Here is a 19,518-nt window from a genome sequence, read left to right as displayed (position 1 = left end):
TGCCTTCAAATGGCCACAATTGAACAAAATCGTGCCGCAATCTTTGGCTATGGTTCCCCTTCATTGAGAAGGAACCGAAAATGCACGTCTTGCAAGGAACATACCGCGGCCTGAGCCTGCTTTTGGACCTGAACTGGGACCGTGCGTTCTTTGGTGCGGCCATTGCCGCGGCGCTTTCTGCCGGGGCCTTTGTCGCCTCTCTCTGACCGCTGCGAGCTGCCGGATCGGGCAGTTTCACACGATCTTGTCCCATCATGTCATTCCGGCCCAACTTGCCGCATGATATGGACTATTTTTCCCGCCGTTGCTTTTGACAAACCCCGTTAACCTGCGTAGTCAGGTTGACAACAATGTCGTAAAAAACGGGTCGGTGTAATGGGACTGAGGAACGAGGGCAGAATGCCCGTCGAATGGGCGCAGCGCAGCAATGTCGGCAAGACCCTTCGGGGGGCATCGCTTTGTGTCATGTTGTCCGTCGCGTGGCTCGTGCCCGGCAGCCAAGCGCAGGCGCAGCAATATCAGTTCAACACAGTCGTCATTGACGGCAATGAGCGGATTGGCGACAGCGCTATCCTGCGCCGCGCGGGCATCGGGCGCGGGCAGGCGGTGACGGGCGGTCAGTTGAACGACGCCTATCAGAACCTGCAAAATTCGGGCCTGTTCCAATCCGTCTCGCTTGAGCCGCAGGGCGGCACGCTGGTGATCACGGTGGTCGAACTGCCGACGCTGAACCGCGTCAGCTTTGAAGGCAACCGCCGCATCAAGGATGAAATGCTGGCCGAACTCATCGGCTCGACCGAGCGGCGGGTGTTCAACCCCAGCCAAGCCGAGCAAGACGCCGCCGCCATCGCGGAGGCTTATAGCAACGAGGGGCGCCTGTCGGCCCGCGTGCAGCCGCGCATCATCCGCCGCGGTCAGAACCGCGTCGATCTGGTGTTCGAGATTTTCGAAGGCGACAATGTTGAGATCGAGCGTCTGAGCTTTGTCGGCAACCGCGTCTATTCCGACCGTCGCCTGCGCCGCGTGCTGGGCACCAAACAGGCGGGTCTCTTCCGCCGTTTGGTCAAGCGTGACACCTATGTCGAGGGCCGCGTCGAGGCCGACAAACAGTTGCTGCGGGATTTCTACCTGTCGCGCGGCTATGTCGACATGCGCACCGAGGCGGTGAATGCCGAGTTGACCGAAGAGCGTGATGGCGTCTTCGTGGCCTATAACATCACCGAAGGGCAGCAGTTCCGTTTCGGCGAGGTGACGCTGGAATCCGAAGTGCCCGGCCTGAATGCGGCGGCCTATCGCGACCTGCTCAAGATCCGCCCTGGCGTGATCTATTCCCCGACCCTGATCGAGAATGACATCGCCCGGATCGAGCGCCAAGCGATCCGTGATGGTGTCGATTTCCTGCGCGTCGAGCCGGTGATCGACCGCAATGACCGCGATCTGTCGCTCAACGTGACCTACAAGCTGTCCCGTGGGGAGCGTATCTTTGTTGAGCGCATCGACATCGAAGGCAACACCACCACGCTTGACCGTGTGATCCGGCGTGAGTTCGACAGCGTGGAGGGTGACCCCTTCAACCCGCGCGAAATCCGCCAAGCAGCGGAACGCATCCGCGCGTTGCAGTATTTCGAGACGGCAGAGGTTAACGCCCGCCAAGGCTCCAGCCCCGAACAGGTCGTGATCGACGTGGATGTGGAAGAACAGCCCACAGGCTCGCTGAACTTCGGCGGCTCCTTCTCGAACAACGACGGTTTCGGTGTGGCGGTCAGCTTCCAAGAGGAAAACTTCCTCGGGCGCGGTCAGCGGCTGAACCTGTCGATCTCCACCGCCGAGGATGCCACCCGCTATGGCGTGACCTTTGTCGAGCCGCGCTTCCTTGGCCGCGACGTGGCGCTTGGCCTCAAGCTGGATTACGCGGAAACCAATTCCTCCTACACTAGCTATGACACCGAACGTCTGGTCTTCCAGCCCAGCCTGACCTTCCCGGTCAGCGAGAATGGCCGTCTGTCGACGCGCTATACCCTCGAAGGGATCGAGATGCTGGAGCGGGACGACGAGGACAACAGCGCCACCATCGCGAATGAAATCGCCGAGGGCGCGCTCTTCTCCTCCTCCGTTGGCTATACCTATACCTACGACACCCGCCGTAGCGGGCTGGACCCGACACAGGGCGTTCTGTTCGAGTTCGGACAGGACTTTGCCGGGCTTGGCGGGGACAACGAATATATCAAGACCACGGCCAAAGTCGCGGGCGAGAAGCGTATCTTTAACGAGGAAGTCACCCTGCGTGCCACGCTCGAAGGCGGGGCGCTGACGTGGAACAGCGGTACCAACCGTGCGGTTGACCGTTTTATCCTCGGCCCGTCGATCATGCGCGGCTTTGAGCCGGGCGGCATCGGGCCGCGCGACCAGAGCAACGGGGTGGACGACGCACTTGGCGGTAACCTTTTTGCCGTGGCCCGTTTCGAGGCGGAGTTCCCGCTGGGCCTGCCTGAGGAATATGGCATCACCGGCGGCGTCTTCTACGACGTGGGCAACCTGTGGGACCTGAGCGATGTCGACACCTCTGGCGGCACCATCGTCGGCGAGAGCGGTTCGTTCCGTCATGTGATCGGCGTCTCGGTCTTCTGGGACACGCCGCTTGGCCCGCTTCAGTTCAACGTCTCCGACGCGCTGAAGAAAGAGAGCTTTGACAAAGAGCAAAGCTTTGAGGTCACCCTGCGGACCACGTTCTAAACCCATGCGCCGCGCCTTCATCCCCTTGGTGATGATGCTGGCCGGGGTCACCCCCGGCCTTGCGCAGCAGGCGCCTGCGGCGAAACCTCAGACAAATACAGCCGCCCCCACGGGGGGCGGTGTGATCAGCCCAGTGCTGACTATCGATTCCGAACGCCTGTTCCGCGACAGTGCCTTTGGCCAGCGCGTCAGCCGCGAAATCGAAGCCCAGAGCGAGGAGCTTGCCGCTGAGAACCGCGAGATCGAAGCGGCGCTTGAGGCGGAAGAACGCGAACTCACCGAAAAACGCTCTCAGCTGAAACCGGCGCAGTTCCGGCTTTTGGCCGATGCCTTTGACGAGAAGGTGCAGCGCACAAGGGCAGAGCAGGCGGCAAAGAACCGGGCGCTGAGCGAGGCGCTGGACCTTGAGCGCGAGCGGTTTCTGGCCGCTGCGGCTCCGGTGCTTGAGCAGTTGATGCGCAATTCCGATGCAGCGGTCATTCTGGAACGGCGGCGTGTCTTCGTCTCTTCCTCCGCGATCGAGGTCACGGATGAGGCGATCGCGCTTCTCAACGAGACGATCGGCAGCGGGCTGACGGACGCCGAGTAGGCGCTCTGCGCTGCCGGGATGCTTGCCCCCAGCCGCCCGAATTGGTAGCCCTTCAGCAACCTTCTGAGACAAAGGACAGTCCATGACCGAAGAGCTGCTGCGCGCCGATATCCAAATGATCCAGCGCATCCTGCCGCACCGCTATCCCTTTTTGCTGGTCGACAAGGTCGAAGAGATCGCGGGCACCGAGAGTGCTGTCGGCTATAAGAACGTCACCATGAACGAGCCGCATTTTCAGGGCCATTTCCCCGGCACGCCGATCATGCCGGGCGTGACGATTGTGGAGGCGATGGCCCAGACTGCGGGTGTGATGGTGGGCACGGCCCTTGGCATGCAGGACCGCGACATGCTGATCTATTTCATGTCCATCGACAAATGTAAGTTCCGCCGCAAGGTTGGCCCCGGCGATGTGCTGCGGATGGACCTCAAGACCCTGCGCGGCAAGCCGGGTGCGAAGATTTGGAAGTTCGGCGGCGTGGCCACTGTTGAGGGTGAAATGGCCGCCGAGGCCGAGTTCATGGCGATGTTGGATCTCCCGCAGGACGCGGCATGAGCAATATCCACCCCAGTGCCGTGATCGAAGAGGGCGCGCAGATCGACCCTTCGGCGCGCGTCGGCCCCTTCTGCGTGGTCGGGCCCGAGGTCGTGCTGAAGGCAGATGTGGAGTTGAAATCCCATGTCGTCGTCACCGGCCGGACCGAGGTCGGCGCAGGCACGGTGATCTTCTCTTTCGCGGTCATCGGTGAGATCCCGCAGGATCTGAAGTTCAAGGGCGAAGCCAGCCGACTGGTCATCGGGGAGCGGAACCGCATCCGCGAACATGTCACCATGAACTGCGGCACCGAAGGGGGCGGCGGGGTGACCCGCGTGGGCGATGACGGGCTCTTCATGGCCGGCTGCCACATCGCCCATGACGCTGTTGTTGGCAATCGCGTGATCGTGGTGAACAACGCGGCCGTCGCCGGGCATTGCGTGCTTGAAGATGACGTGATTATCGGCGGGCTGTCTGGCATTCATCAATTCGTTCGCGTCGGGCAAGGCGCGATCATCGGCGCGGTGACCATGGTGACGAATGACGTGATCCCCTACGGCCTTGTGCAAGCGCCGCGCGGTGATCTCGACGGGCTGAACCTCGTTGGCCTGAAACGCGCGGGCGTGGCGCGCAGCGACATCACGGCGCTCAGGGCCGCCTTCCAGATGCTGGCGCAGGGCGAGGGGACATTCTCGGACCGGGCGCGGCGTTTGGGGGACGAGACCCAAAGCGATTACGTCCGCCAGATCGTCGATTTCGTTATGGCCGACACGGGCCGCCATTTCCTGACGCCGAAATGAGCCTTGCGCTGATCGCCGGGCGCGGCGGCCTGCCCGCGCGGGTGGCGGCGGCGCAGGACGTGCCGCCTTTGGTCTGCGCCTATGAGGGCTGCGCGCCCGATGGGCTGAAGGCCGATCTGACCTTCCGGTTGGAGACTTTGGGTAGCCTGCTTGCGCATCTTCTGGGCCTTGGCATCCGCGAGGTTTGCCTCTGCGGTGCGATTGACCGGCCTACGCTCGATCCTGCCAAGCTCGACATGCGCACGGCGCCCTTGGTGCCGCAGTTCAAAGCCGCCCTTGGGGCGGGCGACAATGGCGCGCTTGAGGTGATCAAGACGATTTTCGAAGATCATGGCCTGCGGGTGGTTGGCGCTGACGAACTGGTCCCGGACCTGCTGGCCGACAGCGGTGTGCTGTCCCGCGAGCTGCCCGACGATCAGATACGCCGGGATGCGGCGCGCGGCACGGCGGTGCTGGACGGGTTGGCAAGCTTGGACATCGGGCAGGCCTGCGTGATCGGGCGCGAACAGGTCTATGGGGTCGAGACCATTGGGGGCACGGATCACCTGCTTGCGACCCTGCCAGAAGCGGTGCAGGGCGCGCGCGCAGTGCTCTGCAAAGGCCCGAAAACTGGCCAGATCCGTGAGATCGACCTGCCCACCATCGGCCCCGATACGCTGCGCGCCGCCCATGCGGCGGGGCTGGCGGGCGTGGTGGTCAAGGCGGGCGGGGTGATGCTGCTGGAGCGGGACGCTTGCGTGGCGCTGGCCGATGAATTGGGATTGGTACTTTGGGTCCGAGAGGGGGACGCGGGATGAAGGTGTTCATTCTGGCAGGTGAGCCTTCGGGCGACCGGTTGGGCGGCGCGCTCATGGCCGGGTTGAAAGAACTCAGCCCCGAGGTGACATTCGACGGCATCGGCGGGCCGCAGATGACGGCTGAGGGGCTGGAAAGCCGCTTTAACATGGATGAGCTTAGCGTCATGGGGCTGGCGGAGATCCTGCCCAAATACCGCGCGCTGATGGCCCGGATCAATGAGACGGCACAGGCGGTGATTGAAACCAAGCCAGATGTGCTCATCACCATCGACAGCCCCGATTTCTCGCTGCGCGTGGCGCGCAAGGTGAAAGAGAAATCCGACATCAGAACAGTGCATTACGTGGCCCCAACCGTCTGGGCATGGCGCCCCGGCAGGGCCGAGAAGATGGCCCGTTCCGTCGATCATGTCCTCGCCCTGTTCCCCTTCGAGCCGCCCTATATGGAAGCGGCGGGCATGGCCTGTGATTTCGTCGGCCACCCGGTGGTGGCCGAGCCTGTAGCCGATGACGCCGCCGCGGCGTCGTTCCGTGCCGAACACCGCCTCGCCGATGCGCCCTTGTTGCTTGCCTTGCCCGGTTCGCGTCGGGGGGAGGTCTCGCGGCTGGCGCCGGTGTTCCAGCAGGTCGTTGCGCGATTGGTCGAGGCCGAGCCGTCCTTGCGTGTCGTCGTCCCTGCGGCGGCCCCTGTGGCCGCCTTGGTCAAACAGGTCACGCGCAACTGGGCGGGCAACCCGCTGGTGCTGGATCCGCGCGACCAAAGCGTCGAGGCTTTCAACGCCAGCAAGCGCGCCGCCTTCCGCGCGGCGGATGTGGCGCTTGCGGCCTCGGGCACCGTATCGCTGGAGCTTGCCGCGGTGAACACGCCGATGGTCATCGCTTATGACATGAATTGGATCAGCCGCCAGATCATCGGTCGGATGCTGCGGGTGGATACGGTGACGCTGGTCAACCTCGTCTCGGAAACCCGCGTGGTGCCGGAATTCATCGGCGCGAACTGCCGTCCCGGTCCGATCGCCGAAGGTGTCTTGCAAGTGCTGCGCGCGCCCGGCGCCCAGAAGGACGCCATGGCGCTGACGATGGCGCGTTTGGGGCAGGGGGGTGAGGCACCCGGCTTGCGGGCCGCGCGGGCGGTGCTGGCGCGGCTTTAAGGGCTGTCAGCCGCGGTGAATCCAGCCGCCTCCAAAAATGCGCGTGCTTTCAGGATCATAGAAAACACAGGCCTGCCCGGGAGAGACGCCTTCCTCGGCGGTGAGTAGCTCGACCTCGGCCTCCGTCTCACTGATCGGGCGCAGGATCGCATCGCGTGGCGGACGGGTGGAGCGCACGCGAACGGCGATGTTCCATTCCGCCTGTGAGGCCAGGGGCGCATCGCCCAGCCAGTTGATCTTGCGCACCGGGATCTTGCGAGTGGCGAGCATGGATTTCGGACCGACGACAACTTCTTTCCGCTCGGGGTCGAGCTTCACGACATAAAGCGGATCGGCAAGACCGCCGATGCCGAGGCCGCGGCGCTGGCCGATGGTGTAATGGATCACGCCCTCGTGGCTGCCGAGCACATTACCCTCAGTGTCGACGATATTGCCCGGATCAGCGGCCTCGGGGCGCAGTTTGCGGATCACCGCGGCGTAGTCGCCGTTCGGGACAAAGCAGATGTCTTGGCTGTCGGGCTTGTCGGCGACCTCCAACCCGTATTTCGCGGCGAGCTTGCGGGTGTCGTCCTTGCTCGGAAGATGGCCCAGCGGGAAACGCAGGTAGGACAGCTGCTCTTCGGTGGTGGAGAAGAGGAAATAGCTCTGGTCGCGGTTGCCATCGGCAGCGGCATGCAGCTCTGGCCCGTTCTCACCCATCTTGCGCTGGATATAGTGACCGGTGGCCATGCAGTCGGCTTCCAGATCCTTGGCCGTCTCCAACAGGTCCTTGAACTTTACCCGCTCGTTGCAGCGGATGCAGGGCACGGGCGTGGCGCCGCCGAGGTAGCTGTCGGCGAACTCGTCGATCACGGCGTCCTTGAAGACGTTCTCATAGTCCAAGACGTAATGCGGGAAGCCCATCTCCTCGGCCACGCGGCGGGCATCTTGAATGTCGACCCCCGCGCAGCAGGCGCCTTTCTTGGCCAGCGCCGCGCCGTGGTCGTAAAGCTGTAGGGTGACGCCCACAACGTCATAGCCCTCGTCCTTGAGCATCGCCGCGACGACGGAACTGTCCACGCCGCCCGACATCGCCACGACGACGCGCGTATCGGCAGGCGCTTTGGCAAAGCCAAGCGAATTGAGCGGCGGGGTCTGATCAAGGGCCATGGGTCTCTCCGGAGTTTGTGCGCGAATATAGGAAAATCCTACCTAGTCACAAGGGCGGGCTTCACGCCGCGTTAAGGCAGGTGGGGGTTATTGGACGCCAAAACAATGGCGGATGATGCGATGTACCTGAAAAAAGTCGATGGGCCACGGTCTGTTACCCTCGCTGACGGGAGCGTGATGTCCCGCGCCGATTTGCCAAGCGCCGATACCCGCCGATGGGTTGCCTCGCGCAAGGCGGCGGTGGTGCGGGGGGTGGTCTATGGGCTGATCACCCAGTCCGAAGCGCTGGAGCGTTACGGCATCAGTGACGAAGAATTTATGGAGTGGTTACATGCGGTTACCGAACATGGGGAGGCGGCGCTGAAAGCCACGGCCTTGAAAAAATATAGACAACTTTAAGTTGTTAATCTATCCTGTCGAGTATCGGTAACGGGTAGTTAACCTTTTTTGCTCAGGGTGAGCCCATCGTCCAAGATGAGCCGGAGTAACCGAAATGCGTGTATTGTTAGTTGAAGACGACCCAACGACCTCTCGCAGTATCGAACTGATGCTGACCCATGCGAATCTCAACGTCTACGCCACCGACCTGGGCGAAGAGGGAATCGATCTGGCCAAGCTTTACGATTATGATTTGATCCTGCTCGACCTCGATCTGCCGGATATGAACGGCCATGACGTGCTGCGCCAGTTGCGGCTCGCCCGGATTGAGACGCCGATCCTGATCCTCTCAGGCTCCGACGATACGGAAAATAAGCTGAGGGGCTTCGGCTTCGGCGCCGACGATTATTTGACGAAACCCTTTCATCGGGAGGAATTGGTCGCCCGGATCCATGCCATTATTCGGCGGTCCAAGGGGCATTCGCAATCCATCATCAAGACGGGCCAAGTGGCGGTGAACCTTGATGCCAAGACCGTCAGCGTGAACGATACCCCCGTGCATTTGACCGGCAAGGAATATCAGATGCTCGAACTCCTGAGCCTGCGGAAGGGCACCACCCTGACCAAGGAAATGTTCCTCAACCACCTTTATGGCGGCATGGATGAGCCTGAGTTGAAGATCATCGATGTCTTTATCTGCAAACTCCGCAAGAAGCTAAGCCAGGCCACAGGTGGGGAGAGCTATATCGAAACGGTCTGGGGCCGGGGCTATGTGCTGCGCGATCCCGAACCGGCGCAGATGGATTTGGCCGCGAGCGCCTGATCGCCCGTCGGCCCAGCCCGGAAAGCATTAGACCTGAAATCGCTAGACCTGCCCCTGATCGCCACCTATCTAAGCGACAGATGACAATATCGGGGGCAGATCGTGACATCCCAGATCGAGGTTGAAGCGCTGACCAAAGCGCAGGCAGAGACGGAACTGGCCCGGCTGGCCGAAGTGCTGAGCGCGGCAAACACGGCCTATCATACGGAAAATTCACCAGATATTTCGGATACGGAATATGATGCGCTTAAGCGGCGCAACGCGGCAATCGAAATTTGTTTTCCTGACCTTAAACGCGCAGACAGCCCCTCGGAGCAAGTCGGCGCCCCGGTTGCCGAAGGTTTCGGCAAGGTGCGTCACGCGGTGCCGATGCTCTCGCTCGCCAATGCCTTTGATGCCGAGGAAGTCACCGAATTCGACGCGCGGATCCGCAAGTATCTCGGGATTGGGGCCGATGCGCCGCTGGCCTATACGGCTGAGCCCAAGATTGACGGGCTGTCGCTTTCGCTACGCTATGAACAAGGCGTGCTGGCACAGGCGGCCACCCGCGGCGACGGGGCCGTGGGGGAGAATGTCACCGCCAATGCCCGCACGATTGCAGACATTCCGCAAACGTTGAAAAACGCGCCGAACCTGCTGGAGGTGCGCGGCGAAGTCTATATGAGCCACGCCGATTTCGCGGCGCTGAACGAGCGGCAAACTGAAAGAGGCGGCAAGACCTTTGCCAACCCGCGCAATGCGGCCGCCGGATCGCTGCGCCAGTTGGACCCAGAGATCACCCGCGTCCGCCCACTTCGGTTTTTTGCCTATGCCTGGGGCGCGCTCTCTGCCCCTCTAGCGGAGACCCAGAAGGGGGCCATCGACCGCTTGGCGGAATTGGGGTTTTCGACCAACCCTTTGACCGCTCTTTGCGAAGGCCCTGGCGATATGGTCGCCCATTACGAGACGATTGAAGCGCAGCGGGCCACGCTGGGATATGATATCGACGGGGTGGTCTACAAGGTCGATGACCTCGCGCTTCAGGAACGGCTTGGCTTTCGGTCGACCACGCCGCGTTGGGCCGTGGCTCATAAATTTGCCGCCGAACTGGCATGGACCCGGCTTGAAAGCATCGACATTCAGGTCGGACGCACCGGCGCATTGTCCCCCGTGGCGCGGCTGCAACCGGTGACCGTGGGCGGTGTCGTCGTCTCCAACGCGACGCTGCACAATGAGGATTACATCAAAGGGCTCGACAGCAAGGGTGCTGAAATCCGCGGCGGCAAGGATGTGCGCGTCGGTGACTGGGTGCAAATTTACCGCGCGGGCGATGTGATCCCGAAAGTGGCAGATGTTGACCTGTCGAAACGCCCCGAGGATGCGGCGCCTTTCGTCTTTCCGACCACCTGCCCGGAATGCGGGTCGGATGCGATCCGCGAGCCGGGCGATGCGGTGCGGCGCTGCACGGGCGGGCTGATCTGTCCGGCCCAAGCCGTTGAAAAGCTGATCCATTTCGTCAGCCGCAAAGCCTTTGACATCGACGGTCTAGGGGCAAAACAGGTCGAACAGTTCTACCACGACGGCTGGATCGCAGAGCCTGCGGATATCTTCACCCTGAAAGAGCGTTACGGCAGCGGCGTGCAGCAGTTGAAGAACCGCGAAGGCTGGGGGCCGAAATCGGCCGAAAATCTGTTCCAAGCCATTGAAGATCGGCGTGAAATTCCCATGGCGCGGCTGATCTTTGCCCTCGGCATTCGCCATGTGGGCGAGGCGGCGTCGAACCTGATCGCGCTCCACTACGGCGATTGGCAGAGTTTCGAGGCCGCCATGGCCGAGGCCCGCGGGCTGGACGGCCCGGCGTGGGACGATCTGATCGGCGTCGATGGGGTGGGCAGCGTTATGGCGGGCTCGCTCGTCTCGGCCTTCGCGCAAGAGGCGGAGCGCGCCTCCATCGACCGGTTGGTGGCGCATCTGACCGTAGTCCCTGCCGAGCGGCCCGACACCGAAGGCAGCCCCGTGGCGGGCAAAACGGTCGTCTTCACCGGCACGTTGGAGAAGATGAGCCGTGCCGAGGCCAAGGCCCGGGCGGAGCGTTTGGGGGCCAAGGTTTCGGGCTCGGTCAGCGGCAAGACCGACATTCTGGTCGCGGGGCCGGGGGCGGGGTCCAAGGCCAAAAAGGCCGCCGAACTGGGGATCGAGACCTTGGATGAAGACGGCTGGCTGGCCCTGATCGACGGCCAATGAGCGGCAGACCGGAACAGCTTTTCCCGCTTTTCGCCGGGCTGGAAACGCTCGAAGGGGTGGGGCCTAAGACCGCGCAGGTGCTGGGGCAATTGGGCATCCAAGCGCCGCGCGATCTGATCTTTACCCTGCCGCATTCCGGCATCGACCGGCGTCTGCGCGACAGCGTGAAGGACGCGCATCTGCCCGCGACATTGACCGTCGCGGTCACCATCGGCGCGCATCGCCCGGCCCGCAACAAGGGCGGCGCCTATCGCATCATGGTCGAGGACGCGCAGACCAGTTTTCAACTGGTCTATTTCCACGCGCGGGGCGATTACTGGCAGCGGCAATTGCCCGAAGGCAGCCGCCGCATCGTCTCGGGCCGGGTGGAGTTTTTCGATGGGATGGCGCAGATGGTCCACCCTGATTTCGCGGTGCCGGAGGATCAGGCCAGCAGCATTCCCGATTTTGAGCCGGTTTATCCGCTGACCTCCGGACTGACACAAAAGCTGATGTACAAGGCCACCCGCGGCGCGTTGAAACGGCTGCCCGTGGTCGCCGAATGGGCTGATCCGGGGCAGGTGGCGCAGGCCGGCTGGCCCGATTTTGCCGCCGCCGCAGAGGCCGCGCATGATCCGCAGAAGGCCGAAGACCTGACCGCCACCGCGCCCGCGCGCGAGCGGCTGGCCTATGATGAGCTTTTCGCCCATCAGGTGACCTTGGCGCTGGCGCGACAGAATGAGCGGCGCAAGATCGGGCGGGCGAACCGGGGCGACGGGCGTCTGCAACAAAGGGTGCTGTCCTCCTTGCCCTATCGCCCCACCGGTGCGCAACAGCGCGCGATCGAAGAGATCACCGCCGACATGGGCCGCGAGACGCGGATGAACCGGCTGTTGCAGGGCGATGTGGGGGCGGGCAAGACGCTGGTGGCTTTTATGGCGCTCTTGCGCGCGGTTGAGGCGGGGGGACAAGCGGTGCTGATGGCGCCGACGGAAATCCTTGCCCGTCAGCACCTTATGGGGCTGCAACCGCTGGCGGAACAGGCGGGCGTTGTGCTGGAACTGCTCACCGGGCGCGACAAGGGGGGCGAGCGACGGGCCAAGCTCGCGGCGCTGGAGCGCGGTGATATCCAAATCCTCGTCGGCACTCATGCGGTTTTTCAGGCCGATGTCAGCTTTGCCGATCTGCGCCTCGCCGTGGTTGACGAACAGCACCGTTTCGGCGTGCGGCAGCGGTTGGAACTGGGCCGTAAGGGGAAGCTCCCTGATGTGCTCGTGATGACCGCCACGCCGATCCCGCGCAGTCTGGCGCTGGCGCAATACGGCGATATGGATGTCTCGATTTTGGATGAAAAGCCCCCCGGGCGGCAGCCCATTCGCACAGCGCTCGTCTCGACCTCACGGATGGATGAGGTCATCGACCGGATGCGCCATGCGATCAGCGAGGGGCGGCAGTGCTACTGGGTATGTCCGCTGGTTGAGGAAAGCGAAGTCAGCGATCTCACCGCGGCGGAGGACCGGTTTAAGCGGCTGCGTGCGGCCTTGGGCGAAGGGATCGTCGGGTTGGTCCACGGCCAGATGCCACCTGCCGAGAAGGACGCGGCAATGCGCGCCTTCCAAGCGGGGGAGACCAAGGTGCTGGTGGCCACGACAGTGATCGAAGTGGGTGTCGACGTGCCCAATGCAACAATCATGGTGGTCGAACGTGCCGAAATTTTCGGCCTCGCGCAGCTGCACCAGTTGCGGGGTCGCGTCGGGCGGGGCTTAGGCGCCTCGACCTGCCTTTTGATGTATCAAGCGCCGCTGAGTGAGACGGGCCGCCAGCGGCTTGAGGTGCTGCGCGAATCAGAGGACGGGTTTGTCATCGCCGAAACCGACCTGAAGATGCGCGGCACGGGGGATCTGATTGGCACGGCGCAGTCCGGCGTGCCGCGTTTCCGCGTGGCGGATTTGGAGCGTCAGGCGGGGCTGATGGCGGTGGCGCAATCAGACGCTCGCAAGCTTTTGGTCGATGACCCCAGCCTCGAAGGGCCGCGCGGCAAGGCCGTGAGACTGCTTTTGTGGCTCATGCGGCAGGATGAGGCGATCCGTTTGATAACAGTGGGTTAGCGATCGAAACCTCATTATGTTCGCGGATGTTCTCAAAAAGTTCTTTACTTGTGGGTGAGGAAATGAGAACAAAGAAGCAACACAGATAAGGAGGTATTGATGATTACTTACACTGCCCTGAAATCTATCGCCGTCAGATCACAGGCCACATTGCTGCAAGATGCAGCAGGGGCCGCCGCTTTGATCGTGATGCTGGTGGTGGGTCTGCATCTGCCCGCCTTTATCTGAGTTCTGCCAAGGCTCTCATGCCGCTTTGCCGCTGCATCCGTCCCAATTTGATGCTCCGACTTGCCTGTCCGCGTCGGGTTTCGGCAAAGTGGGTCCCACATGAGGCACGCCGACTGACGCCGCCATCCTTCGCAGGATGTGCGGCGTTTTTTTAGCTTTTCAGGGGGGGGGAGGCAGGCTGAGGTTGGCCGCGATCAGCGTTCGCCCGCTTCGGCAGGTGCTTCGGCCTCTTGCATCGCTTCCGTCAATGCTTCGATGCTGAGCATGATGGAGGCATGGCGGTTTTTATAGGCCGTGGCGGGGGTCAGCACTTCGAAACCGTCGAAAGGGGCATCCGGCACCGGGCCTTCGCCCTTGAGCATGGCGCGCAGTTGATCGCGTGCGGTTGTGATCTGCGCAAGCGACCTGCCGGGGGCGGCATCGCCCACCACGGCGGCGGCGGCTTGCCCCAAGGCGCAGGCTTTCACGTCCTGCTTCATCTCGGCCAGATGCCCATCCTCAACCCGCACATCGACCGTCACGGTGGAGCCGCAGAGCGGTGAGCGGCGTTTCACACTGGCCTGCGGGGCCTCCATGCGGCCCAAGTGGGGGATCTCGGCCGCGAGCGCGAGAATGCGCGCGGAGTAGAGCTTGATGAGGTCCGTCTCATCCGACATGGGCTGTTCCTTTTCGTGCTGAAACCCTACATAAGCGCCGCAGAGACAGATGCAAATATTTCCACGAGGTGCCCGATGACATTTGATCCTGCAAGCCTTCAGTTTAACGAAGCGGGTCTGATCCCGGCCATCGCGCAGGACGCCGAGACCCATGAGGTGCTCATGCTGGCGTGGATGAATGCGCAGAGCATCGCGCGCAGCCTCGAGACCGGCAAGGTCACCTATTGGAGCCGTTCGCGGCAGGCGTTCTGGGTGAAGGGCGAAACCAGCGGCAATGCGCAAAAGCTGGTCGAGATGCGCGTCGATTGTGACCGGGATTGCCTGTTGGTGATGGTGGATCAGACCGGGCCGGCCTGTCATACCGGGCGGCGGAGCTGCTTTTACACCGGCATTCAGGACGGTGAAGAGGTCGAACTGATGAAGCCGATGGATTAAGAGCGTGCGCTAAAGCCCGACGATTTCACGAATTTCGCCGGGGGTGGCGCCGTTTTCGCGATAGAGCGCGATGGCGCGGGCGTCATCACGTTTGGCCAGTCTCTTGCCGCTGTCATCGCGGATCAGCCGGTGATGATGATAGAGCGGCGTCGGCAGGTCCAGCAATGCCTGTGTCACCACATGAATATAGGTCGCCTCGAACAGATCGGCCCCGCGCGGGACCAGCGTCACCCCCTGCGCGGCGTCGTCGAGCACGACCGAAAGGTGATAGGACGTGCCCATGTCGCGGCGGGCCAAGACCACATCCCCGACCGTGCCGATCAACTCATCAGGGGAGAGGGTGATCTTCCCAGTTTCGGCATTCGGCCCCTGGCCGTTTTCGGTGAAGCTTAGCTTGGTATTGCCAAGGGTTTCCAGTGCCTTACGCATATCGAGGCGCAGCGCGCCGGAGCCTTTGGAGTGGCCTGCCGTGCGGCAGGTGCCGGGGTAGATGAGGCCATCGGGGCCGTAGACGGGTTCTGCCCCCTCTTGCGGCGCGCTGGTGGCAGCGGCAATGTCGCGGCGGTTGCAGGTGCAGGCATAGAGCAGACCGCGCGACCAGAGGACATCTATGGCGGCTTCATAGGCCGCCATTCGATCCGATTGCCGCATGACGGGTTGCGGCCAGTCGATGCCCAGCCACGTGAGGTCTTCGTAGATCTGCGCCTCCCAATGCGCACGCGCGCGGGATTGGTCTATGTCTTCGATCCGCAGCAGAAAATCGCCGCCTGCGGCCTTTGCCAGATCATAGGCCAAGAGTGCGGAATAGGCGTGGCCAAGGTGCAGTGGTCCGGTCGGAGATGGTGCGAATCTGATGGTAAGAGTCAATTCTTTTCAATCAGATAGACGGTAGACTTCATGTCGATCCCGGGCAGGTGCGGCCCTTCCTCGGCAAAGAGAAGGATCGCCGCGCCGCAATCGGTCCATTCGTGGATCATGCCTAAAGCACCGCGATCTTCCAGCGCCTTTTCATTAAGTGAAAATAGGAGCTTACCGCCCTTTTCTAACCCATGCATCAGCGTATCGAAGAGGCTGATGGGGGCCGCACCGGGGCCGATCACGCCGATGGCACTGATCGCTGCATAAGCCCCGGGCGCAAAGGGAAGTGGCGCGTCAACTTCGAGTTCTAATAGGTTGCGGTATATGTCTTTTTTGCGCGCTTGCTCCAGCATGGCGGCGGAAACGTCGCCGCCGTCGATGGTGGTGAAACCCGCCTGTTTTAGCGCCGCGCCGGACAGCCCGGTGCCGCAGCCGATGTCGAAGATCGGCTGCTCTTTGTCGCCGAGGAATTCTGCGAGCGTGGCAGCGGCGCGATCGGGCGTGGCATAGCCCTGCGCCTTGATGTCCTCGTCATAGCTGCTTGCCCATTCGTCATAGAGGCTGCGGATCACATTCGTGTCCCGCGCCGCATAGGCCTTGTCAAAAAAATGCTGTGTCATGCCCTTAGGATATGGGGGATGAGCAGGAGGATCCAGTGTTAACCCCCGCCGCGTTAACCTTGATTAAGCCACGTCTGCCAATCGGCCTTAGCGCGGTCGGTATAGGCTTTGTAGCGGTCCTTGCGGCCACGGCGGCCCGATTTCAGCCCTTCGACCGGGGGGAAAAGGCCGAAGTTCACGTTCATCGGTTGGAAGGTCTTTGCCTCGGCCCCGCCGGTGATATGGGTGATCAGCGCGCCCATGGCGGTGCTGTCGGGCGGGGTGGGCAGGCTGCCGCCCTTGATTTCGGCGGCGGCCATACGGCCCGCCAGCAGGCCCATGGCGGCGCTTTCGACATAGCCTTCGACACCGGTGATCTGACCCGCAAAGCGGATATTGTCGCGGCTGCGCAGGCGCATCTGGTCGTCAAGCAGTGTCGGCGAGTTGATGAAGGAGTTCCGGTGAATGCCGCCCAAACGGGCGAAGCGCGCGTTCTCCAGTCCCGGAATGCGTTTGAAAACATCTGTTTGCGCGCCGTACTTCATCTTGGTCTGGAAGCCGACGATATTGTAAAGCGTGCCCAGTTTGTTGTCGCGGCGCAATTGCACCACGGCATGGGCCTTGACCTCGGGCTGGTGCGGATTGGTCAGCCCCACGGGTTTCATCGGGCCGTGGCGCAGGGTTTCGCGGCCCCGTTCGGCCATCACTTCGATGGGCAGGCAGCCGTCAAAATAGCCTGCGGTTTCGCCCTCTCGGAACTCGGTCTTTTCGGCGGCCAAAAGCGCGTCGATGAAATCCTCGTATTGCTCCTTGTCCATCGGGCAGTTGAGGTAGGCGGTGCGCTCTTCCTCGGTCTCGCCCTTGTCATAGCGCGACTGCATCCAGGCTTTGGACATGTCGATGCTGTCGAAATAGACGATGGGCGCGATGGCGTCGAAAAAGGCCAGCGCCTCGGCGCCGGTTTCAGCCGCGATGGCTTCGGCCAGCTTGCCCGAGGTCAGCGGACCGGTGGCGATGATCCATTTGCCATCGCGCGGCAGTTCGGTGATCTCGCCATATTCGACGGTGATGTTGGGGTGTGCGAGCAGCGTGTCGGTGACGCTCTGCGCGAAGGGGTCGCGGTCCACCGCCAATGCGCCGCCTGCGGGCAGGCGGTTCTTGTCAGCGCAGGCCATGATCAGCCCGTTGGCGGCACGCATTTCCCAATGCAGCAGGCCGACGGCGTTCTGTTCGTCATCATCCGAGCGGAAGGAGTTGGAGCAGACCATCTCGCCCAGAAGTCCGGTTTGGTGGGCGAAGGTTTCGACTTTGGGGCGCATTTCGTGGATCACGACTTTCACGCCCGCGTTCGCCGCTTGCCAAGCCGCCTCTGATCCGGCCATGCCGCCGCCGATGATGTGCAATGTATCTGTCATGGGGGCGATGTAGGGCAGGGCAGCGCCGCACGCAACAGGCAAGAAGGCGCGATGAGGCTGCGGGAGAGGAATGGTTTTGGGGTCGCCGCGGCGGGAATGGTCGGTCAGTGAGAGGCTGACCCGGAGGGACCTTCCGCCTGCGGCGACCCAAAATCATCAGGGTTTCTGTGCCCTAACATAACTATGCCGTGATTTCGCCAGATTTGCCAGCCCGAGCGTGGCAACAAAGGCTGGCGGTTTTGGAAACAATCATTGGGGCCAATCGGGGCGGCGTTTTTCCAAGAAGGCGTCGATGCCCTCGCGTGTTTCCGTCTCGAGCATGTTGCGGACCATGACCTCGCCAGTAAAGGCGTAGGCCTGTTCGGTGGGCATCTGCATTTGTTGGTAGAAGGCGCCTTTGCCATGCGCGACGGCGGTGCCGAGTTTGGCGGCGATCTTCTCGGCCAGTGCCTCGGTTTCTTGGGTCAGTTGGTCCCCCGGCACGGCGCGGTTGATCAGGCCCAGTTCAGCAGCGCGGGGGGCGGAGATGAACTCGCCGGTGGTGAGCATCTCAAACGCCTGCTTGCGCGGGATGTTGCGGGTCAGGGCGACCATGGGGGTCGAGCAGAAGAGGCCGATGTTCACGCCGTTGACGCCAAAGCGGCAGTCATCCGCGGCGATGGCCAGATCGCAGGTGGCGACCAATTGGCAGCCCGCGGCGGTGGCGATGCCATGCACTTGGGCGATGACGGGCTGCGGCAGGCTTTGAGTGCGGGCCATGAGGGCGGCGCAGCGGTCAAAGAGGTCTTTGAAGCCCGCCGCTCCCCCGTCTTCGGCTTGGCGCATGGCGGTCATTTGGCGCAGGTCGTGGCCCGCGCAGAAGGCTTTGCCAGCGCCGGAAAGGACGATGACCCGCGTGGCGCGGTCTTGGGCCAATTGGTCGAAGCGCGCGTGCAGGGCGGCCAGCATTTCGTCCGACAGGGCGTTCAGCCGTTCGGGCGCGTTCATGCGCAGATGGGTCACCGGCCCGCGTGCCGTAACGTCAAGAATTGCCACCTTGCCCTCCCCGGTTGATCACGCCAACGTTACGCCGAGGACAGCAGGGAGGACAAGTATGGCCGTGGTGATGGATGCGGAGGCGTTGGAAGCCTTCATGCGGGAGGTGTTCGATCAGGTGGCGGATGATTTCGCCGTAGATCATGTGGCCGAGAACGAGATCACCATGCGTTTGCTGACCAGCCGCCGCCATTTGCGGCCCGGAGGGACCGTTTCGGGCCCGTCGATGTTCGCGCTGGCGGATGTCTCGGCCTATCTGGTGACGCTGGCGATGATCGGGCCCAAGGCGCTGGCGGTGACGACGAATTGCTCTATTGATTTCATGCGCAAACCGCTGGCGGATGTGCCGCTGGTGGCCCATGCCAAGCTGCTGAAGCTGGGGCGGCAGCTGTCGGTGACGGATGTGTTGATCTATTCCGAAGGGTCGGACAAGCCCGTGGCGCGGGCCGGGCTGACCTATGCGATTCCGCCAGCGTCGATGGGGTGAGGGGCAGAGTTTAGGGCCAGCGCCTGACCGTGGGGTGGCGATTGCGACGCCGGTCCATGCCACTTTATGGCGCAGCCGTGATGCGCCTTCTCGCAAATGCGCCCAACACCAAATCGCCAGCCCGCCGGGACGGGCAGGCGATGGCCCGGCGCCCGCGGCTTGATTCCGGGCCGAGGAATTCTCAGAGGCCACAAAAAAGGGCCGGGAAAACCCGGCCCGAGGAAGAGGTCTGGCAGTCGCCACAGGGAAGCTACGCCTGCCAGAACACGCGGGAAGCCTCGGCCGAGGCTTGTTCCGGTGTAAGTCCCGCATCTTCAAGCTCCCACGGTTCAAGCGCGGCAAGCGCGATCCGGGTGCGTCGGCGGGCCGCCCATGTGGTCACGACCGCCGCAAAGCGCAGCGCAATCACCGCAGGGACCGGCAGGGCGCGGTATGTCATCAATGTCATTGCATCAGCGGTAAGGGGGCGTGCCTGTGTCATGGGGGAACTCCTTGAAATTGTATTGGCGAAATTGTATTGACACAAAGTGTAGAATGCCTACAGAT

The 19,518-nt window shown here is 62.6% G+C and carries 21 protein-coding genes; 14 read left to right on the top strand and 7 right to left on the bottom strand.

What is annotated here, in order from left to right:
- Positions 1 to 80: 80 nt before the first annotated feature.
- The 7 genes from ACGYLD_RS03840 (at position 81) to lpxB (ending at position 6,599) form a co-directional block, all read left to right on the top strand.
- Positions 81 to 206 (top strand): hypothetical protein, encoded by a 126-nt coding sequence (locus ACGYLD_RS03840; RefSeq protein ID WP_269451576.1) that lies wholly within the window; start codon positions 81 to 83, stop codon positions 204 to 206.
- Positions 207 to 399: 193 nt separating this feature from the next.
- Positions 400 to 2,733, top strand: a complete 2,334-nt coding sequence (gene bamA, locus ACGYLD_RS03835) for an outer membrane protein assembly factor BamA (protein WP_394401254.1) — start codon at positions 400 to 402, stop codon at positions 2,731 to 2,733.
- A 4-nt stretch (positions 2,734 to 2,737) separates the two neighbouring features.
- A complete protein-coding gene (locus ACGYLD_RS03830) occupies positions 2,738 to 3,322 on the top strand; it encodes an OmpH family outer membrane protein (RefSeq protein WP_271693616.1) in 585 nt (194 codons plus the stop codon).
- An 82-nt stretch (positions 3,323 to 3,404) separates the two neighbouring features.
- Positions 3,405 to 3,875, top strand: coding sequence for a 3-hydroxyacyl-ACP dehydratase FabZ (fabZ, locus tag ACGYLD_RS03825; protein WP_067264885.1), 471 nt, complete (start codon positions 3,405 to 3,407; stop codon positions 3,873 to 3,875).
- Positions 3,872 to 4,654: an acyl-ACP--UDP-N-acetylglucosamine O-acyltransferase gene (lpxA, locus tag ACGYLD_RS03820; RefSeq protein WP_271693617.1), complete on the top strand. Its 783-nt coding sequence runs from the start codon at positions 3,872 to 3,874 to the stop codon at positions 4,652 to 4,654. Before fabZ ends, lpxA begins: the two co-directional genes overlap by 4 nt.
- Positions 4,651 to 5,451 (top strand): LpxI family protein, encoded by an 801-nt coding sequence (locus ACGYLD_RS03815; RefSeq protein WP_271693618.1) that lies wholly within the window; start codon positions 4,651 to 4,653, stop codon positions 5,449 to 5,451. The genes lpxA and ACGYLD_RS03815 overlap by 4 nt, the downstream gene beginning before the upstream one ends.
- A complete protein-coding gene (gene lpxB / locus ACGYLD_RS03810) occupies positions 5,448 to 6,599 on the top strand; it encodes a lipid-A-disaccharide synthase (protein ID WP_271693619.1) in 1,152 nt (383 codons plus the stop codon). The genes ACGYLD_RS03815 and lpxB overlap by 4 nt, the downstream gene beginning before the upstream one ends.
- 6 nt (positions 6,600 to 6,605) lie before the next feature.
- Here the strand turns inward: lpxB and mnmA are convergent, their stop codons facing one another.
- A complete protein-coding gene (gene mnmA, locus ACGYLD_RS03805; RefSeq protein ID WP_394401249.1) occupies positions 6,606 to 7,748 on the bottom strand; it encodes a tRNA 2-thiouridine(34) synthase MnmA in 1,143 nt (380 codons plus the stop codon).
- Positions 7,749 to 7,868: 120 nt separating this feature from the next.
- Here mnmA and ACGYLD_RS03800 point away from each other — a divergent pair, with 120 nt between their 5' ends.
- From ACGYLD_RS03800 to ACGYLD_RS03780, 5 genes are all read left to right on the top strand, one after another.
- Positions 7,869 to 8,147, top strand: coding sequence for a DUF1153 domain-containing protein (locus ACGYLD_RS03800; protein WP_067266163.1), 279 nt, complete (start codon positions 7,869 to 7,871; stop codon positions 8,145 to 8,147).
- A gap of 94 nt (positions 8,148 to 8,241) precedes the next feature.
- Positions 8,242 to 8,949: a response regulator transcription factor CtrA gene (gene ctrA / locus ACGYLD_RS03795; protein ID WP_394401246.1), complete on the top strand. Its 708-nt coding sequence runs from the start codon at positions 8,242 to 8,244 to the stop codon at positions 8,947 to 8,949.
- 102 nt (positions 8,950 to 9,051) lie between these two features.
- Entirely contained in the window at positions 9,052 to 11,172 is a 2,121-nt protein-coding gene (gene ligA / locus ACGYLD_RS03790; protein WP_394401244.1) for an NAD-dependent DNA ligase LigA, read from the top strand.
- Positions 11,169 to 13,259 (top strand): ATP-dependent DNA helicase RecG, encoded by a 2,091-nt coding sequence (gene recG, locus ACGYLD_RS03785; protein ID WP_271693623.1) that lies wholly within the window; start codon positions 11,169 to 11,171, stop codon positions 13,257 to 13,259. The genes ligA and recG overlap by 4 nt, the downstream gene beginning before the upstream one ends.
- Before the next feature lie 99 nt (positions 13,260 to 13,358).
- Positions 13,359 to 13,487 carry a hypothetical protein gene (locus ACGYLD_RS03780; protein WP_271693624.1) on the top strand — a complete coding sequence of 43 codons (129 nt, stop codon included), beginning with the start codon at positions 13,359 to 13,361 and terminating at the stop codon, positions 13,485 to 13,487.
- 194 nt (positions 13,488 to 13,681) lie between these two features.
- Here ACGYLD_RS03780 and ACGYLD_RS03775 read toward each other — a convergent pair whose 3' ends face one another.
- Positions 13,682 to 14,143 carry an iron-sulfur cluster assembly scaffold protein gene (locus ACGYLD_RS03775; protein ID WP_271687444.1) on the bottom strand — a complete coding sequence of 154 codons (462 nt, stop codon included), beginning with the start codon at positions 14,141 to 14,143 and terminating at the stop codon, positions 13,682 to 13,684.
- A gap of 75 nt (positions 14,144 to 14,218) precedes the next feature.
- Here ACGYLD_RS03775 and hisI point away from each other — a divergent pair, with 75 nt between their 5' ends.
- Positions 14,219 to 14,578 carry a phosphoribosyl-AMP cyclohydrolase gene (hisI, locus tag ACGYLD_RS03770; RefSeq protein WP_271693625.1) on the top strand — a complete coding sequence of 120 codons (360 nt, stop codon included), beginning with the start codon at positions 14,219 to 14,221 and terminating at the stop codon, positions 14,576 to 14,578.
- 9 nt (positions 14,579 to 14,587) lie between these two features.
- Here hisI and gluQRS read toward each other — a convergent pair whose 3' ends face one another.
- From gluQRS to ACGYLD_RS03750, 4 genes are all read right to left on the bottom strand, one after another.
- The gene (gluQRS, locus tag ACGYLD_RS03765; protein WP_271693626.1) at positions 14,588 to 15,445 is read right to left on the bottom strand and encodes a tRNA glutamyl-Q(34) synthetase GluQRS; all 858 of its coding nucleotides are present in this window, start codon (positions 15,443 to 15,445) and stop codon (positions 14,588 to 14,590) included.
- Positions 15,442 to 16,008, bottom strand: coding sequence for a methyltransferase domain-containing protein (locus ACGYLD_RS03760; RefSeq protein ID WP_333909709.1), 567 nt, complete (start codon positions 16,006 to 16,008; stop codon positions 15,442 to 15,444). The genes gluQRS and ACGYLD_RS03760 overlap by 4 nt, the downstream gene beginning before the upstream one ends.
- A gap of 101 nt (positions 16,009 to 16,109) precedes the next feature.
- A complete protein-coding gene (gene trmFO, locus ACGYLD_RS03755) occupies positions 16,110 to 17,450 on the bottom strand; it encodes a methylenetetrahydrofolate--tRNA-(uracil(54)-C(5))-methyltransferase (FADH(2)-oxidizing) TrmFO (protein WP_271693628.1) in 1,341 nt (446 codons plus the stop codon).
- A gap of 249 nt (positions 17,451 to 17,699) precedes the next feature.
- Entirely contained in the window at positions 17,700 to 18,485 is a 786-nt protein-coding gene (locus ACGYLD_RS03750; RefSeq protein ID WP_394401238.1) for an enoyl-CoA hydratase, read from the bottom strand.
- 58 nt (positions 18,486 to 18,543) lie between these two features.
- On the opposite strand from ACGYLD_RS03750, the gene ACGYLD_RS03745 reads away from it, so the two are divergent.
- On the top strand, positions 18,544 to 18,972 hold the full coding sequence (locus tag ACGYLD_RS03745) for a PaaI family thioesterase (RefSeq protein ID WP_209218884.1): 429 nt from the start codon (positions 18,544 to 18,546) through the stop codon (positions 18,970 to 18,972).
- A gap of 250 nt (positions 18,973 to 19,222) precedes the next feature.
- On the opposite strand, the gene ACGYLD_RS03740 is transcribed toward ACGYLD_RS03745, so the two are convergent.
- Positions 19,223 to 19,420, bottom strand: coding sequence for a DUF1127 domain-containing protein (locus ACGYLD_RS03740; RefSeq protein WP_333909710.1), 198 nt, complete (start codon positions 19,418 to 19,420; stop codon positions 19,223 to 19,225).
- Positions 19,421 to 19,518 lie beyond the last annotated feature (98 nt).

Origin of the sequence: Sulfitobacter sp. 1A12056 (assembly GCF_043558125.1) — a bacterium.
GTDB lineage: Bacteria > Pseudomonadota > Alphaproteobacteria > Rhodobacterales > Rhodobacteraceae > Sulfitobacter > Sulfitobacter faviae.
Note: the sequence above shows the minus strand (reverse complement) of the source record. Positions and strands in the feature narration are given on the sequence as shown.